Raw genomic sequence first — 16,550 nt, 5'->3', positions numbered from 1 at the left:
CCTCTGTCATTACGTCAACCGTGGCGGTTTTGGCGCTGTGTACGTCCGCCGTTACCACGGCAATGGCGACAGAGCCGGTTGTGGTTTCGTCAAAAATCGACACGGAAGGGGCGGTGCTCGGGCAGGTGATTCTGCAGTCGCTGGAGCGTGCCGGGATCCCGGTGGAGAACCGCATTCAGCTGGGCGGCACCAGCATTGTCCGCAACGCCATCAAGGCCGGTGAGATCGACATTTACCCCGAGTACACCGGCAATGCAGCGTTCTTTCACGACCAGGCCGATAGTCCGGTCTGGAACGATGCGGTTAAAGCTTACGCCACTGCCAGTGATCTGGATCTGAAGGCGCACCGGATTGTGTGGCTGACCCCCGCCGACGCCAACAACACCTGGGCCATGAGCGTGCGAGCCGATCTGGCCGAGGCCCAAGGCTTGTCGACGCTGGAAGACCTGGCGACCTACATTAATGAAGGAGGCGCATTCAAGTTTGCCGCCAGTGCTGAGTTTGTCGAATCCCCGAGCGCCTTGCCTGCGTTTCAGGAGGCCTACGGGTTTGAGTTGAAACCCGAACAGCGGTTGGTGCTGTCCGGCGGCAACACCGCTGCGACCATGCGCGCTGCGGCCCTGAACAACAACGATGTCAATGGCGCCATGACCTACGGCACCGACGGCGGACTGAGCGCGCTGGGATTGAAAGTGCTGACCGACACCAAGGGCGTACAGCCGGTGTACCAGCCCGCGCCGATTATCCGTGAAGAGGTGCTGGCGGCTTATCCGAACATCCGGGAGATTCTCAAACCGGTGTTCCAGGTGCTGGATCTGGAAACCCTGCAGAAACTGAACGGCGCGGTCGCGGTCGAAGGTTTGCCGCCCGAGGCCGTGGTGCGCGACTTTTTGGATTCCCTGGCAGGGAGCTGACCGTTGCGGCTCCGACGGATTGCAGTCAATCGGGTCGTTGCGGGACTGAGCCTACTGGCAATCGGGTTATTCTGGACCCTGCACTTTGGCAGCGTGCAGCCGAACCGTATCGTCCCCGGCACCGCCGTGGGCGCCTGGGAGGGTCTGGGGGCCAAGGCCAGTCTGGCGACGACCGCGGTGTTGCTGGTGCTGCTGGGCATGGCCCTGCTCAATTTTCGCGGGCGCCATGGGTGGCTGAGCGGGGTGCTCACCGGGGCCCTGGCCGCGGTGCCCCTGCTGTTGCATGTGTTCATTACCCGCCATCTCGATCACACTAACGCCTACGCCCGCATAGGTGTGGGGCCCGGGGTGTGGGCGCTGCTGTTTTTGCTGGGACTGATGCTCTCCGAAACCCTTCGCCAACTGCCCCGGGCCAGAATCGGGCGGCTGCTGGCGGTGGCTGGTATCCTTTGCGGTTGGGCCTATGGGGCCAGCCAGTATGATTTGCACGCGTTGTCGCTGGTGCAGGAGTATCGGGTCCGGCCAGAGCAGTTCGTGACGGCCTTGCGTCATCACCTGATGTTGTCGCTGGGCGCGGTGCTCATCAGCTTGGTGGTTGCCATCGGGCTGGCATTACTGGTCATGCGTCGCAGTTCCTGGCAGCGGCCGGTGTTCGGTGTGGTGAGCTTTCTGCAAACCATTCCCAGTCTGGCGCTGTTCGGATTGCTAATTGCCCCTCTGAGCCTGCTGTCGTCGACGTTTCCGTGGTTGCAGGAGTTGGGTATTCGCGGGATCGGCTGGGCGCCGGCCATGATCGCGCTGGTGGCGTACAGTCTGTTGCCCATGCTGCGCAACACGTTTGTGGCGCTGACCAGCGTGGCGGACGAGCTGCTGGAGGCCGGTGCGGGCATGGGCATGAGCCCGCGCCAGATGCTGCTGCAAGTGCGTCTGCCGCTGGCCATGCCGGTTATCATCGAGGGAGTGCGGGTCACCACCATCCAGGCCATCGGGTTGACCGCTGTGGCTGCGCTGGTGGGGGCTGGCGGCTTTGGTACTTTCATTTTTCAGGGCCTTGGGCAGGCAGCTATGGATCTTGTACTACTGGGGGCCTTGCCCACCATTGTTCTGGCGTTGTTTGCGGACGCCTTGTTCACGGTTATGGGAAAACTGCTTTCGCCGGCCGGAGATGTTGGAGTTGCGGGGATGTCGCAATGATCGAGCTGAAAAACGTCTCCTGTCAGTTTGGTGACAAAATCGCGGTCGATCGCGTTGGCCTGACCATAGAAACCGGTGAAACCTGCGTGCTGGTGGGCAGTTCCGGCGGCGGCAAGTCCACCACGCTGAAAATGATCAACCGGTTGCTGCCCCGCAGTGCCGGGGAAATACTGATCGATAACCAGAGTGTGGACAGTTTCGATGTGCGCCAGCTGCGCCTGAATATGGGGTACGTCATTCAGGGTACCGGCTTGTTTCCCCACTGGACGGTGGCGCGCAATATCGGTCTGGTGCCCCGGTTGTTGGGGTGGGAAACAGCGCGGACTCAGCAACGGGTGCACGAACTGCTGGCGCTGCTGGGCATGGAAGCAGCAGAGTTTGCCGGCAAATACCCCCATCAGTTGTCGGGGGGGACAGGCCCAGCGGGTGGGGGTGGCCCGGGCGCTGGCGGCCGATCCCAACATCCTGCTGATGGACGAGCCGTTCGGCGCACTGGATGCCATTACCCGTGAGAGCCTGCAAAAAGAAATGCTGAAGTTGCAGCGCCAAATCCGCAAGACCACGGTGTTTGTGACCCACGATATCGACGAGGCCATGAAACTCGCCGATCGCATTGCGGTGATGGACGCCGGCCGCATCGTTCAGCACGACACCCCCGAAAACATCCTCCGCCAGCCCGCCTCCGAATTCGTCGAAAACCTGTTCGGCAGTCAGGAGCGTGGCTTGAAAGTCGCTGCCCTGAAAGGGGTGGTTGACGTGATGAGTTACCTCGAGGTGCCCTGCCAGCCCGACGTTGGTGCGGTCAGCATCGGCGAAGCCGATTCGTTGCGGCATGCGTTGTCGCTCATGCTGTGGCAAAAAACCGATCACTTGCCGGTGGTGGATGAGGCCGGTCAGCAGACCGGCGTATTGACACTGGATCAGGTGCGGGAGGGCGCCGCCGGATGAAATTGTGGCTGCCGCCGTTCCTGTGGCTGACGGCGTTACTGGCGATTACCACCGGGTTGCCGCTGATGGAACCGGTGTTCGCCGCCTGGGGCAAGCCGGCGCTGGTGTACCCGCGGGAGAGCCTGTTGCTGTTGCTGAAAAACCACCTTGCGCTGGTACTCCTGTCAGGTTTGCTGGCCGCCGCGGTATCGATCGCGGCCGGCATTGCGGTGACCCGCCCCTGGGGCCGCGACTTTTTGCCGTTGGCCAGCCGGGTGGCCTCCATCGGGCAGACCTTTCCACCGGTGGCTGTGCTGGCTCTGGCCGTTCCCGCGATCGGGTTTGGCGACGGACCAACCCTGGTGGCCCTGTTCCTGTTCGGTTTGTTGCCGATTCTGCGCAACACCCTGGCGGGCCTGGATGGCATTGACCGCACCATTACCCAGGCCGCCACGGCCATGGGCATGAGCCCGGGGCAGGTGTTGCTGCGGGTTGAGCTGCCCCTGGCACGGCGGGTCATTCTGGCCGGTGTGCGTACCGCCGTGACCATCAACATCGCCACGGCGGCTATCGGCTCCACCATTGGCGCCCGAACCCTGGGTGATCCCATTGTGGCGGGGCTGGTCAACGGCAACACGGCCTACGTTCTGCAGGGTGCCGTCCTCGTAGGGCTCCTGGCGTTGACGGTGGAGAGTCTGTTTGAAGCCCTCGAGCGGCAGGCCAGCCGCAGCACACCCTGTGCGGCCAGCGCCTGAGTGTTACGGCGGGTTATTTGCGGTCAATGCGGAACACGCTTTCGGTGGCACCGTGCAGCAGACCTTTGCGTTTTGCAAACGGGTTATCCGGCGGCAGGTCCTGCCGCAGAATCCGGGTCACCGCATAATTGTCACCGTACAAGGCGAAAACTTCTTCGTCGGTGACGTTAAACGGCGGCCCCTGCATTTCGTCACTGTTGTAGTCCAGGGTTACCAGCAGCATCCGCGCATCGTCGGGTATGACCGCCGTCAGATGGTCAACGTAGGTGCGGCGCATCTCCGCAGGCAGCGCAATCAGTGCGGCCCGGTCGTACACCAGTTTGACGTGGGTCAGGTCATCGGGGACCAGCTGGAAAAAATCGCCGCACCACAATTGCAGGTCGCCATGGACAAAGCGGGTAAAAGGTTCACCCGGGGTGACCGTCGCCTTTTCTTCCGCCTCGGTGAAAAAGTCCTTGCAGGCGATTTCACTCAGCTCCACCCCAATGACCGGGTGACCCCGGTCGTTCAGCCACCAGAGGTCGTGGGCTTTGCCGCACAGCGGCACCAGCACGGTCTCATTGGCCTGTCGGGAAAGTTCTGGCCAGTGGTCATACAGGTACTGGTTGACGCTGCCTTCATGAAAGCCGATCTGATTGTTGGACCAGCGCTTATGCCAGAATTCATGTTCCATGATGTTTGTCTGCTCCGGTTACTATGCAATCAAGTGTAAACTACGATAAATGTTTTAATAGCAGGAGTATTTCTATGAACGCGGCTTTTCTCGACGCGCTGTCTCTGGGGGAGGGGATGGACCTTGGCCCCATCCGTCGCGCGGTCGATAATCTGACCTGTTACGATGGTACCGAACCTGCAGACATTATCGCACGCCTGCAGGGCATGGACACGGCGATCGTCAATAAGGTCAATCTGACCCGGGAGCATTTTGAAGCCTGCCCGGAACTGAAAGTGATCGCGGTGGTGGCCACTGGCCTCAATAACATTGATCTGGACGCCGCCCAACAACACGGCATTCAGGTGATGAACGTGGCCGGCTACGGCCGCGGCACCGTTGCCCAGCATACCATGGCGCTGATGCTGGCACTGGCGACCCGGTTGCTGGATTATCACCGCGATGTGCAAACCGGAGTATGGGCCAAAAGCCCGTATTTTTGCCTGATGCACCATCCGATTGTCGAGCTGGAAGGCCGCACCCTGGGCATCGTCGGTTACGGTGATCTGGGCCAGGCGGTGGCGGAGCGTGCCCGCGCCTTTGGCATGAACATTGTTCTGGGAGCCAGGCCCGGGCAACCCGCCGGCACGGTGGATGGATACCCCCGGATCCCGCTGGCAGACCTCTTGCCCCAGGTGGATGTGCTGTCACTGCACTGCCTGTTAACCCCGGACACCCACCATCTGATCGGCGCGCCCGAACTGGCGCAGATGAAAGCGGATGCGCTGCTGATCAACACCAGCCGTGGTGGCCTGGTGGATGAGCAGGCGCTGGCCGACGCTCTGCGTGCCGGCCAGCTGGGTGGAGCCGGGTTTGATGTGTTGACCGAAGAACCGCCGGTCAATGGCAACCCCTTGCTGGCGGGTGATCTTCCCAACCTGATCGTCACTCCGCACTCCGCCTGGGCCAGTCGGGAAGCGCGTCAACGTATTATTGAGATTACGGCTGGGAACCTCCGTAACGTCAGGGATACGGTTTACACCCGGAACAATTGATCGGCATTTCACATTGTAAAGGCCTTCCGCAATGGAGAGTTGTAGAGTTTTGTCGTGCAAAATGTCAAATGATGTAATATCAAAAGGTTGCGTCCTACCAATTAGCGAGCTTTCAGGATAGCGTTAACTCCCTGTAATTAGTCGGTAATGTTTGGCGGACTGGTGGTGAGGGAATTACCGGACCGATCATTTTTGCGGGGAGTGCGCGAGTGAAATTGCTTAATCGTATTTTTCTGGTTATATCGGTTGTCGTTCTGCTTTCTGGCTGTTCAGCCGCGCAGCATCGTAACCAGATGAATTTGTTCAATTCAGCCTACGCCACAGGCGACTATGACTCTGCCTTGAGTGCGGTTGGTTTTGATATAACTGAAGGCCAGCCGATTGATTCTGAGGCGCATTTGCTTAATCTTTTGCATCAGGGCGAGTTATATCGTTTATCGGGGCGTTATCAAGAGTCAACGCAAGCGTTCGATCTGGCTGAAGAGGGTATGAAGTACCTTGATAACACAGGAGTTATCGGCAGCGCAGCAGAAAATTTACTGGCAATAATGGTGAATGACTCAGAGCGCGATTATCAAGCGTTAATGTCTGAAGCCGTACTCGTTAATACCTACAAAGGTCTGGCGTTTTTGGCCGCGGGGAATAACGAGTACGCCCGCATCGAATTTAACCGGGCGGATGACCGCACCCGGCGCGCCGTGGAATATTTCCAGAATGAGATTGCGCAACAGCAGGCCGCTTTAGAAAAAGAGGCTGAAGACAAAGAAAGTAATGCCTTTTTGGTTAATGACAACCTGAACAGTGCAAGCTTGCACGAGGCCGTTGCTCAGAACTATGAAACGCCATCCGGTTGGTCCGTCCTGCCTGAATTTATCGTGCCATCCAGCACCTACCTCCATGGCATTTACTTTATCGCAAACGCCGCTGGCAGTTCTGACTACGAGCGCGCTGCAACTTCCCTGAAACGCGTAGCTGATATGAATAACGCCAGCGCTGTTTTGCAAGCCGATGCCAAACTTGCCTCAGCGTTGGCCTCCGGCCGGCAAAACCCTGGCAAACTTGAGCCCCAGGTTTGGGTCGTCTATGAGAATGGCTTGGGGCCAGTGCTGGAAGAAACCCGCTTTGAGGTCCCTCTGCTGTTGTTTGCTGATGATGAGGGTACATCAAAGCTGACTTATTATGGCATTGCCCTACCTAAATACGCTGAGCGACCAGCAGTGCCCGGTTCAATAGGGGTTGTCGGTGATTCCGGTGAGGCAATTCAAACTGAACACCTCTCTGATATGGGAACGGTCATCCGCACTGAAATGAAAGAGCGCTTCCCCGGTGTTCTGGCGCGCGCAGTTTCGTCGGCGGTGGTTAAAGCTGTTATTCAGAATCAAGCTGCTGATCGGTTTGGATTGGCCGGACAACTAGGGGCTTCTGTATTCGCGTTAGCTACTACTCAAGCGGATTTGCGTGGCTGGCAGGCGATGCCCAATCATTGGCAAGCGGCGCGCGTAAACCGGCCAGAAAGCGGTGTGTTAACGCTGATCGACCATCAAGGGGACATTTTAGGGCGTGTTAATATTCCACAGCAGCCGTTCACCCTCGTTTACGTCAAGCGTCCGACAACCCATGGACCCGCAACGGTGGTTACTATGGACTTGCAAGGCAATAGACCCGCTACCTTGGTGAGTCTGCCCGAACTGCAATCCACACCAGCCCAAGTGTCCAGCGTCCACTAACTAACGAAAGGAAAGTGTAATGAAGCGCTTATTCATTGCGAGTCTGCTTAGCGTCGTTGCCGTCCTCGTCGGATGCGCAACTCCCCCGGAAACAAGCTCATCGGCGGCGCGACAGCAACTGAACGTTGATCCAGACGTTAGCTACAGCATGACCGTGGCTGAGTTGTTCGAAGAGCGGGTAGCACAGGCTGGTGGTGGGAGTTTGCTGCACATTCAGTTTGCGGTAGCGGCACACTCAGATGCCGAGTTGGCCTGGAAAGTTACCTGGTTTGATGCCAACGGAATGACCGTGAAGGGGGTGGGAGAAGCCTATCGCAGGGCAACTTTGCTGACCGGACAGACCCGTTATTTCAAGGCCGTGGCACCTCATAGCAGGGTGACCGATTACCAATTACACCTTCGCGAACCTAACTAAAGGAACAAACCAATGATGAAACGTGCGCTTGTGTTTTCTTTGGGGCTTGCTTTGCTTGCAGGTTGTGCAGCCCCAACCCGTTATATTGATCCGGCGGCGGATGACGGGCCGGTTGCCATGACCATGGATTACCGGGACTTTGAAAAAGCGGCCACCGACGCTGTTGAAGACATGTTGGGTAGTGGTGCGGTTCACAATCCCAACGGTGGCCGTTACATCATGGTAGTAAGCCGTATCACCAATGACACCATGCAGCGTATTGATACCGACCAGCTGACCAAAAAAATCCGCGTTGCGCTATTACGTTCCGGCAAAGTGGTCACCACGACGGCGGTCGGACTGAATGGTCCTGAAGACGAAATGAACATGGCCGCGCGTGAGCTGCGTAACTCTGCGGAGTTCGATCAATCTGGAGTACAGAAAAAAGGGACGTTGCAAGCACCTGACCTGAGTCTGTCAGGCAAGATTCTGCAACGTAACCACAAGGTCGGTAGAGAACAGCAAGTGGAGTACTACATCCAGCTGTCGTTGACCGACCTGGCGTCAGGGCTTGCTTTTTGGGAAGGCGAAACCCCCATCATCAAGCGCGGCTCCAACAAGTCCGTTTCCTGGTAAGACAATAAGGCCCACATAACATGGAACTTCGTAAATCTCTGTTGTCGCTGCTGGTTGCTGGCGCTGTTTCGGCTGCTCCACTGCAAGTTGGTGCACAAGAAGGTACACCCGCTCAGGAGGACGTGTCCGCTGAGATTCAGGCTGCTGAAAAAGACGCCCGTAAAACACCGCCATCCCCTTTCATGGCGGTGACGGAAGTTGATGCTGGCAGCACTGTTATTGATGAGTATCTGGATGCCAGAGGCTGGTCACGAGGTCAGTCCAAAAACAACCCCGGTGGTGGCACCTTGGTGGTGGCCAGTCAGGCTATCAGCGCAGACCCTACAAGTATTGCGTTCAGTGAAGCCCGCATACTTGCAACTGAGGAAGCTTTTTTACAGGCCATGGGTGAGCTGGTATCCCAGGACTCTGTTCGAGTTGGTGTGGCCATGGCAGATAAGCTCTTCCAGAATGGTCTGCCAGAAGATGTCAAAGACACCACCAGCCTAGACGCGCTTGGTAAAGCGGTAGCTGGACGTGCTGCCGAATTGACGGTACAGGGCATGAACGCCCTGCTGGAACAGCTTGGCGTCGATCCATCAGGTTTACCAAAAATGACCGTGGCAGAACGCAAGAACCTGGTTTACGACGAGTTCGTTACAGAGACCACTTGGCAGGCAATGGGGCAGTTGTCAGGTGTCGGTATTTTCGGCGTGATTGAGGAAGTCGGTGGTGACGGTCCGGTCAACAATGGCCGTGTCAGCGTAGTGGTGGTTAAGGCTGACCGTTTCAGTGAGTTTGGACGCCAGTTAAGAACCGGGCAAGTGGCGCCCGGGCAGGCCATTCCGGTTGAAGATATAAAAGCGCGACTCAGACCACAAGTGAGAGAAGGTGAGCCGATGCTTGGCTACTTTGGCGCTCAGCCAATGGTCGATGCTCAAGGGCGTTATGGTCTATTGTCCTTCGGTATGTCGGGGCCTCAGCTGGTTCGAGGCACCATGGATGAATTTGATATCGCCATCGAGATGGAAGCTTCACGCACAGCTGCACAGTTGATGGCGGATGGTTGGTTGGCGCAATTTGCCTCGATGACGGTGCAGGGCGAAAAAGCCGTGACCAAACGAAAACTGAATCAGAAAGTGAAAGAAACCCGCGGTGACGGTAGCGTTGAGATCAAAACCACTCGTGGCATTGGCCGGATGGTGAATGATATTTTGAGATCGGAGGCAAATGCCCAGCTTCAGGGAATTCAAACCATTGCTGAGTGGAATGCGGTCGACCCCGCGACCGGGCACCCGTACCTTGGCTATGTGAAGTACTGGTCACCGCAAACGTCTGCAAAAGCGCAGGGGCTGGACAGGAAGGCAGCAGTGGAGCCAGCAGCCAAGGCCGGGGGTAATGCCCAACCTGCAACCCCTCGTACCACCCGCAGTACCGGTTCGTTTGGATCATGGTAATGAGAACGCTGTTGTTTGTTGTACTCGTTCTGATGTCTGTTGCCGCGCCAGCGGCGACGGACATCAGAACGGTGTCAGCTGAGGCTACCGGTGTCGATCGCGAACAGGCGATTTACAACGCACTGGGCGAGGCTGTGCGTCAGGTCCGTGGTGCGCAGATCAGCGCCAGTCGCCAGGTGCAGAGCGCGCTCAAGCGAATGAGCACTCGCACCGAAGATGGTCGCGAGTCAACCACGACCATGTCATCTGCCCAGCAAAGTAGTACTCGCGTCAGTTCGAGTGGCCTGATCTCGGGGTACCGTATCGTATCGGTTACCAATGCAGCGGGCGGCGGCAAGCTCGCCAGGTTGAAGGTGGATATTCCGGTGTACACGGTTCCGGGCTCGTCTGCGCAGGACAACCGTTGGCGAATGGCTGTCTACCCCGTTGAAACCGCGCGTCATCGCTATTCGGTTGACGGCCAGGGGTTTTCAGCTGATGAAGTGTCGCAACGCATGACTCACGCGATTTCCGACGCGCTTACCCGTTCGCGCCGGTTTGCCATGCTGGCCCGGGATGGCGAGTCTGCCATGGTTGCGGAGCGGCAGCGAATGACGGGCAGGGATGTTCCGGTCGCCGAAAAAGCGATGCTGGGTAATGTGCTTGGAGCTGAGTACCTGGTGACCGCGAGAGTGACGGAACTATCCCTTGGCTCCGAGGCGCAAACCAGCAGGCTGACGGGTGAAACAACTCGCCGCAGTACCGGATCAGCGGCGCTGGAGCTGCGCGTTGTCGTGCCCGCTACGGGCAGTATTGTCTGGAGTCAGACGCTTAATGCCAATGCGGCCAGCCTGGGGTTGGAGCTGACTGGTGACAGCCATTCTGCGCAGGCTGCATTTGATCAAATCGGTCGTGAAGTGGCATTGCGGGTTGTTGATGCCGTCTGGCCGCCACTGGTAGAAAAGCAGGAAGGCGACGAGCTGGTCATCAATATGGGGGGCAACTTGCTGTCCCCCGGCGAAGTCTGGGAAGTGTTTGCGCTTGGAAGCGCCGTTCGCAACAGCCATACGGGCTCAGCCCTGGGACGCCAGGAACAACGCGTTGCCAGCATAAAGATTAACCGCAGTACCGATAAGATGAGCTACGCGATCGTTGTTGATGGCCGTGTGAAGGGAACGGGGCATGTCGTACGTCGCAGTGCTCGGCCACAGAGGGCCGAGAGCGCCGCTGATGCAGTCCGCGGGACGCGCAAGCGCACGTGCTTGCCTATGGATCCTTGCTGAAAAATAAGTATTGAAGCCACCGTCATATCAAAACTGAAAAGGAATAAAAGTGAGATCAATCTTTGCATTCGATTCAATGCTGACCCCAAAAATCATCACATTCGTATACTGGCTGATGCTGTTAGGAGCCGTGGTAGCGGGTGTCGGCGTGATGTTCAGTGACTACCGAGGCTTAACAGCAGGTAATTTTTTCCTTGGGCTGCTTACCATTGCGGGTGCTGCCGTCGGTGCCCGGGTGTGGTGCGAACTGCTTATCGTGATGTTCAAAATCCATGATAATCTTCGCAAACTGGCCGACAAAGGCTGACCCTCTAGAGGCGGGAACTCTCCCGCCAGCTTTCCTCTCCCTGTCTGTTTAAGCCATACTTGCCGAAAACCGATTCACTTAAGGGTTTTCCTTGCGAAAGGAAAATGGCGCAAAGGTGATTTTTTGTTGATGCAAGATCGTCTGAAGGCAGCAGAGAACTGGATCCTTGCCAACCCCAACCCTCCCCGGCACCACCCCTGGAAATTGCTGTATCGGTCGGCACGTACGGTGTACGCGTTGGTGCGGGACGTGCTCAGCGGTAATCTGACCCTGCACGCCATGAGTCTGGTGTACACCACGCTGTTGAGTATTGTGCCCCTGCTGGCGCTGAGCTTTTCGGTGCTCAAGGCGCTGGGTGTGCATGAACGCATGGAGCCTTTTCTGTACCAGTTCTTTGAACCCCTGGGGCCGCAAGGTATACAGGTGGCCGAGCAGATTCTGGGTTTTGTCGATAACATGAAGGTGGGAGTACTCGGTTCGGTCGGACTGGCCTTGCTGGTGTATACCGTGATCTCGCTGGTGCAGAAGATCGAGCGCTCGTTCAATATGATCTGGCGAGCGCCCCATTCCCGCTCAGTGGCCCAGCGGTTCAGTAATTACCTCAGCGTCATCATGGTGGGGCCCTTGCTGATGGTGTCCGCCATCGGGATTACCGCGACCATATTTTCGTCGGCCCTGATGCAGGAGCTGATGACCATCGAGCCGTTTGGCACCCTGATACTGATTGTCAGCCGGCTGACCCCGTTTTTGCTGGTGGTGGGGGCATTTACCTTTGTCTATATCTTCATGCCCAACACCCGGGTGAAATTCCGCTACGCGCTGATCGGCGGTCTCATCGCCGGCATTTCCTGGCAGGCGGCGGGCATGTTGTTCGCCTCCTTCGTAGCCGGCTCAGCCAAATACACCGCAATCTATTCCAGTTTTGCAATCGGCATAATCCTGCTTATCTGGGTGTATCTGAACTGGATGATCCTATTGCTGGGTTCCAGTCTGACCTTTTACCTGCAGCACCCCGGTTCGGTCATCAAGCGGGAACACCCGCGGGTTGCCCCGGAGCTGCAGGAGCGGGTGGCGGTTGCCATCATGTGGCTGGTGGGCAAACCGTTTCATGAGGGCCGGGACGCCCCCCAGCAAGAGCAGCTGGAGCATGAGTTGCGGATTCCGGGCGACGTATCCCGTCAGATCAGTGACAAGCTGATCCGCGCCCGCTTGCTGAAACTGGCGGGTGAAGAAGGAGATCAGCTGGTGCCGGGGCGGTCCCTTGAACACATCACGGTGAGCGACGTGCTGGCCGCAGTGCGCCACGACGAAGACGGCATGGTTCACCGCCTGCCGCAGGAACTGCCCAGAGAACTGACCCACGCGGTCACACCCGGCGCTGACCATAGTCTGGCGCAACTGTTGGACGCGCAGGGAGAAACCTGTGCACTTCAAGCGCGGTCGTCCACCTCTGGATAAGGCGGATGCACCTCGGGGTGGCATCCCGCTCCAGGGCCGGCGCTTGCCGTTGCGCCCAGGTCCAGGTTTTCCGGATTGTCCAGTTCGCGCAGAATGCCGCATTCACGGGCGGGGCGAGACGCCCCGCACTGTTGCCGGAGGGTGCTGAGCTCCCGTTCCAGAGCCTGTAATTCAGCGATGCGTGTTTGTACATGCTGCAAATGCTCATCAATCAGCTCGTTGATGGTGTCGCAGCTATGGTCGGGTTGGGTGCGAGCCCGCAGCAGGGCCTGAATTTCAGCATGGGTCATCGCCAGGATCCGGCAGCGCCGGATAAACTGAAGGCGCTCAAGGTGGCCCGGGTCGTACAACCGGTAATTGTTGGACGGGTCGCGCGCCGGCCGGTGCAACAGTCCCGCCTGTTCATAATAGCGAATGGTCTCTACGGTAATACCTACCTGTTTTGCCAGTGCCCCGATTCTCATTGCGTTCTCCGGTCGGTTCCGTCAGAGGCGATCCCGCCTTGACCCTGAAGTGGCTTCAGGGTGTCTAATGATCAGCATAGAACGAAAACACGAGGTGTACTATGAGCGATGGCCAGCCCGGACCGACCCACAGTATGGCACGCAGCGCTACTGAGGCGGCACCGACTGCAGACCTGACGGGCACCGGGGCTGAGGAGCAGGGCGTGCGCACCTCGATCCGCATCCGCCAAATGGACTGCCCCACCGAAGAAGCCATGATCCGCAAGCGCCTGGGCAGCCTGTCCGGCGTTATCAGTCTGGAATTCAATCTGGTGCAACGGTTGTTGACCGTGGAACACACCGTTGGCGCCCTGGCGCAAATTACCGCAGCAATCCGGGGGCTCGGCTTCGAACCGGAACTGAATCAGGAGGGAAGCCCGTTTGCAGACTTGCCGCAACAGGCCGCTCCCTGGTGGCCGCTGGCTCTGGCGGGGGCGCTGGCGCTGCTGTCGGAGGTGGCCGGTTGGGTGGGTTGGTCGGCCTGGCTGGCGGCGTTGCTGGCGTTGGCGGCGGTGGCCGGCAGCGGCGTGTCGACCTATCGCAAAGGCTGGGTGGCGGTTCGCCAGGGGAATCTCAATATCAATGCGTTGATGAGTGTGGCGGTTACCGGTGCCTTTATTATTGGTCAGTGGCCGGAAGCGGCCATGGTAATGGTGCTGTTCAATGTGGCCGAAACGATTGAAGCCCGCTCTCTGGACCGCGCCCGAAACGCCATCAGCGGGCTGATGAGTCTGGCGCCCGCGCAGGTGACGGTGCGCCAGCCGGACGGTTCCTGGCAGGTGAGGGACCCGCAGACGGTAGAGCCGGGCAGCGTCGCCCGGGTCCGACCGGGGGAGCGCATTGCGCTGGACGGCGAACTGGTGCGGGGGCAGTCCACGATCAATCAGGCCCCGATAACCGGTGAGAGCCTGCCGGTGGAGAAGTCTGCAGGCGATGCGGTGTTCGCCGGCACCATCAATGGCGCCGGTTCCTTTGAATACCGGGTCACCCGGGTGGCGGCGGACACCACCCTTGCGCGCATTATTCATGCAGTGGAACAGGCGCAGGGCAGCAAAGCCCGAACCCAGCGGTTTGTGGACCGGTTTGCCGCCGTGTACACGCCTCTGGTGTTTGCATTGGCGCTGGTTGTTGCGGTCGTTCCGCCACTGGTGAGCGGCGGACTCTGGCTTGACTGGGTCTACCGGGCGCTGGTGTTGCTGGTGATCGCCTGCCCCTGTGCCTTGGTGCTTTCGACACCGGTCACCATCGTCAGTGGGTTGGCGGCGGCGGCACGCCACGGCGTCCTGGTCAAGGGCGGTGTCTTTCTGGAAGAGGGCTACAAACTGGCCTGGCTGGCGTTGGATAAAACCGGCACCCTCACCCGGGGCGAACCGGTACAGACCGGGTTCGAACTCTGCGGCGACGGTGCCGATGCGGACACCTGTCGACGGCTGGCCTACAGTCTTGCGGTGCGCTCGGATCATCCGGTATCCGGAGCCATTGCCCGGGAGGCCGAGCCCCATGCACGGGGGGGAATGCCGGTGGAAAATTTCACCGCGCTGGCGGGCATGGGGGTTGGCGGTGAGATTGATGGGATCTATTACGTCCTCGGCAATTGTCGCCTGATGGAAACCATGGGGGTGTGTTCACCCAGCCTGGCGCAGCGTCTGGAGACCCTGGAAGAGCGCGGCTTTACCGCGGTCATGTTGGCCAGGGCCGAGCAAGTGCTGGCTTTGTTTTCAGTTGCCGACACCGTCAAGGCCAGCAGCGCCGAGGCGATCGCTGCGCTGCATGAGCTGGGGGTTAAAACCATTATGCTGACGGGGGATAACCAGCGGACCGCGAACGCCATAGCGGCCCAGGTGGGCATTGATAAAGCCCTTGGCAATCAATTACCCGACGACAAGCTCGCGGCGATACAGACACTTGAGCAGCAGGGCCTGGTGGGCATGGTGGGGGACGGTATCAACGACGCCCCGGCGCTGGCGCAGGCTCACATTGGCATTGCTATGGGGGCTCTGGGCTCGGACACGGCCATCGACACTGCCGATGTGGCGCTGATGGACGATGATCTGCGCAAGGTGGCCTGGTTTGTCAGACTGTCCCGCCGCACCCGCACCCTGCTGGTGCAGAACATCGCCCTGGCGCTGGGCATCAAGGGGGTGTTTCTGGTGCTGACGGTGTTCGGGCTTGCCACCATGTGGATGGCGGTATTTGCCGATGTGGGGGCCAGCCTGCTGGTGGTTGCCAACGGCCTGCGGCTGTTGCGGTCCCGGCTCAGCCGCCGCGCTTGAGCGTCAGACTGAGGGCCTCCCTCACTCTGGCAAACCCGGGTTGGTCCAGGGCCAGCAGCGCGACCAGATTTTCTTCGGGCAGATTGCGTTGGTGGGCATGGCGCAACACTTCCCGGGAGCCCAGCACCAGCCCGTCCGCCAGCGGGGTGTGGGTTTGTGTGGCACGCGCCACCATGGCCGCCTCCAACAGCGATCGGTAGCGGACAGGCAGGTTCCACTCTATCGCCAGCTGCTGCGTGAGGGGCCACATCAACGTTTCAAGCACTGCGCGCACCATGGCCGGAGTGGCTTTGCGGTCCTCCGTGTAACGGGTCATGAGCCGGTGCACTTCCCGGTGCAGGGTAAGGCAGGCCAGCGCTGGCAACAGCCCCACCATAAACGCAGCACTGGTATCCTGATGTTGTTCTCGGGCAATCAGTTCGGCCGCCCGTGCACAGGTCAGCCCCCACCGCCATACCCGCTGGGAGAACACCGCTTCGCGGCTGTAACGGGCGCTCAGCATGGGACGCATCACCGCAGCGGAGACCACATTCCGGATACCGTTCAGACCAAGCACGAAGATGGCCTGATCCACCGATTCAATTTCCTGTTCACCGGGGCGGAAAAACGGGCTGTTGGCAATCTGTAACAATTGGTCGGTCAGTGCCGGATCATCCAGAATGATGCTGGCCAATTCATTGCGGTCGCCGTTCGGGTCTGACAGCGCGCGGAGCACCCGGGGCAGGGTCAGGGGCTGGCGGGGCAGCTCGTCGAGTTTGCCGTCTCGGATGTTCTGGCGCAGGGTGGCGACGATCGCTGCCGTGTGCGGGCTGGTTTTTTCCAGATGAGAGGGCGTGGTATCGAGCAGCCAGCAGTACAAATGGCGATCCAGTTTGTCGTAATCGTCCGGGTTGCCCGCGTCCGGCTGCGCGCCCTGTTGGGCCGGAGGCTGCGGTGACACCTGCACGGCGGCAGGCCCGGGGGCCGGCGAACGGGATCGGAACGGGCGTGAAACCCAGGATAAAAAGCCAGCCATGCTTCGACTCCCTGTCATTGAATGAATCTGTGTCGCGACGAG

17 protein-coding genes are annotated in these 16,550 nt (G+C 59.1%); 14 read left to right on the top strand and 3 right to left on the bottom strand.

The window, feature by feature from the left end:
* Positions 1 to 80 precede the first annotated feature (80 nt).
* Genes BG841_RS02890 through BG841_RS02875 form a run of 5 tightly spaced genes read left to right on the top strand, consistent with a single transcriptional unit; the run spans position 81 to position 3,790 of the window.
* Positions 81 to 914, top strand: coding sequence for an ABC transporter substrate-binding protein (locus tag BG841_RS02890; RefSeq protein WP_322853352.1), 834 nt, complete (start codon positions 81 to 83; stop codon positions 912 to 914).
* A gap of 3 nt (positions 915 to 917) precedes the next feature.
* Entirely contained in the window at positions 918 to 2,108 is a 1,191-nt protein-coding gene (locus tag BG841_RS02885; protein WP_228141578.1) for an ABC transporter permease, read from the top strand.
* Entirely contained in the window at positions 2,105 to 2,620 is a 516-nt protein-coding gene (locus BG841_RS17270) for an ATP-binding cassette domain-containing protein (RefSeq protein ID WP_228141577.1), read from the top strand. Before BG841_RS02885 ends, BG841_RS17270 begins: the two co-directional genes overlap by 4 nt.
* Positions 2,535 to 3,056, top strand: coding sequence for a CBS domain-containing protein (locus BG841_RS17265; RefSeq protein ID WP_228141745.1), 522 nt, complete (start codon positions 2,535 to 2,537; stop codon positions 3,054 to 3,056). The genes BG841_RS17270 and BG841_RS17265 overlap by 86 nt, the downstream gene beginning before the upstream one ends.
* Positions 3,053 to 3,790 (top strand): ABC transporter permease, encoded by a 738-nt coding sequence (locus BG841_RS02875; RefSeq protein ID WP_070056280.1) that lies wholly within the window; start codon positions 3,053 to 3,055, stop codon positions 3,788 to 3,790. Before BG841_RS17265 ends, BG841_RS02875 begins: the two co-directional genes overlap by 4 nt.
* Before the next feature lie 13 nt (positions 3,791 to 3,803).
* On the opposite strand, the gene tmpT is transcribed toward BG841_RS02875, so the two are convergent.
* Positions 3,804 to 4,463 carry a thiopurine S-methyltransferase gene (gene tmpT, locus BG841_RS02870; protein ID WP_070056279.1) on the bottom strand — a complete coding sequence of 220 codons (660 nt, stop codon included), beginning with the start codon at positions 4,461 to 4,463 and terminating at the stop codon, positions 3,804 to 3,806.
* Positions 4,464 to 4,537: 74 nt separating this feature from the next.
* Here tmpT and BG841_RS02865 point away from each other — a divergent pair, with 74 nt between their 5' ends.
* The 8 genes from BG841_RS02865 to BG841_RS02830 all read left to right on the top strand — a co-directional run bounded on the left by BG841_RS02865 (position 4,538) and on the right by BG841_RS02830 (position 12,717).
* Positions 4,538 to 5,497: a D-2-hydroxyacid dehydrogenase gene (locus BG841_RS02865; protein ID WP_070056278.1), complete on the top strand. Its 960-nt coding sequence runs from the start codon at positions 4,538 to 4,540 to the stop codon at positions 5,495 to 5,497.
* A 209-nt stretch (positions 5,498 to 5,706) separates the two neighbouring features.
* The gene (locus tag BG841_RS02860) at positions 5,707 to 7,224 is read left to right on the top strand and encodes a COG3014 family protein (protein ID WP_070056277.1); all 1,518 of its coding nucleotides are present in this window, start codon (positions 5,707 to 5,709) and stop codon (positions 7,222 to 7,224) included.
* A gap of 19 nt (positions 7,225 to 7,243) precedes the next feature.
* Positions 7,244 to 7,639, top strand: a complete 396-nt coding sequence (locus BG841_RS02855; protein ID WP_070056276.1) for a YcfL family protein — start codon at positions 7,244 to 7,246, stop codon at positions 7,637 to 7,639.
* Between the two features lie 12 nt (positions 7,640 to 7,651).
* Positions 7,652 to 8,254, top strand: coding sequence for a penicillin-binding protein activator LpoB (gene lpoB, locus BG841_RS02850; protein ID WP_070056275.1), 603 nt, complete (start codon positions 7,652 to 7,654; stop codon positions 8,252 to 8,254).
* Positions 8,255 to 8,274: 20 nt separating this feature from the next.
* Entirely contained in the window at positions 8,275 to 9,690 is a 1,416-nt protein-coding gene (locus BG841_RS02845) for a DUF6844 domain-containing protein (protein ID WP_141737050.1), read from the top strand.
* A complete protein-coding gene (locus BG841_RS02840) occupies positions 9,690 to 10,952 on the top strand; it encodes a CsgG/HfaB family protein (protein ID WP_158007589.1) in 1,263 nt (420 codons plus the stop codon). Before BG841_RS02845 ends, BG841_RS02840 begins: the two co-directional genes overlap by 1 nt.
* Before the next feature lie 49 nt (positions 10,953 to 11,001).
* Positions 11,002 to 11,259, top strand: coding sequence for a DUF4282 domain-containing protein (locus tag BG841_RS02835; RefSeq protein WP_070056272.1), 258 nt, complete (start codon positions 11,002 to 11,004; stop codon positions 11,257 to 11,259).
* A 129-nt stretch (positions 11,260 to 11,388) separates the two neighbouring features.
* Positions 11,389 to 12,717, top strand: a complete 1,329-nt coding sequence (locus BG841_RS02830; protein WP_070056271.1) for a YihY/virulence factor BrkB family protein — start codon at positions 11,389 to 11,391, stop codon at positions 12,715 to 12,717.
* Here BG841_RS02830 and cadR read toward each other — a convergent pair.
* The gene (gene cadR / locus BG841_RS02825) at positions 12,690 to 13,181 is read right to left on the bottom strand and encodes a Cd(II)/Pb(II)-responsive transcriptional regulator (RefSeq protein ID WP_070056270.1); all 492 of its coding nucleotides are present in this window, start codon (positions 13,179 to 13,181) and stop codon (positions 12,690 to 12,692) included. The genes BG841_RS02830 and cadR overlap by 28 nt on opposite strands.
* A gap of 101 nt (positions 13,182 to 13,282) precedes the next feature.
* On the opposite strand from cadR, the gene BG841_RS02820 reads away from it, so the two are divergent.
* Positions 13,283 to 15,493 (top strand): heavy metal translocating P-type ATPase, encoded by a 2,211-nt coding sequence (locus BG841_RS02820; RefSeq protein WP_070056269.1) that lies wholly within the window; start codon positions 13,283 to 13,285, stop codon positions 15,491 to 15,493.
* On the opposite strand, the gene BG841_RS02815 is transcribed toward BG841_RS02820, so the two are convergent.
* A complete protein-coding gene (locus BG841_RS02815) occupies positions 15,477 to 16,508 on the bottom strand; it encodes an HDOD domain-containing protein (RefSeq protein ID WP_070056268.1) in 1,032 nt (343 codons plus the stop codon). The two genes, BG841_RS02820 and BG841_RS02815, sit on opposite strands and share 17 nt — an antisense overlap.
* Positions 16,509 to 16,550: the final 42 nt, after the last annotated feature.

Origin of the sequence: Marinobacter sp. X15-166B (assembly GCF_001752365.1) — a bacterium.
GTDB lineage: Bacteria > Pseudomonadota > Gammaproteobacteria > Pseudomonadales > Oleiphilaceae > Marinobacter.
The sequence above is the reverse complement of the archived record's forward strand: the minus strand, read 5'-3'. Positions and strand labels throughout refer to the sequence as shown.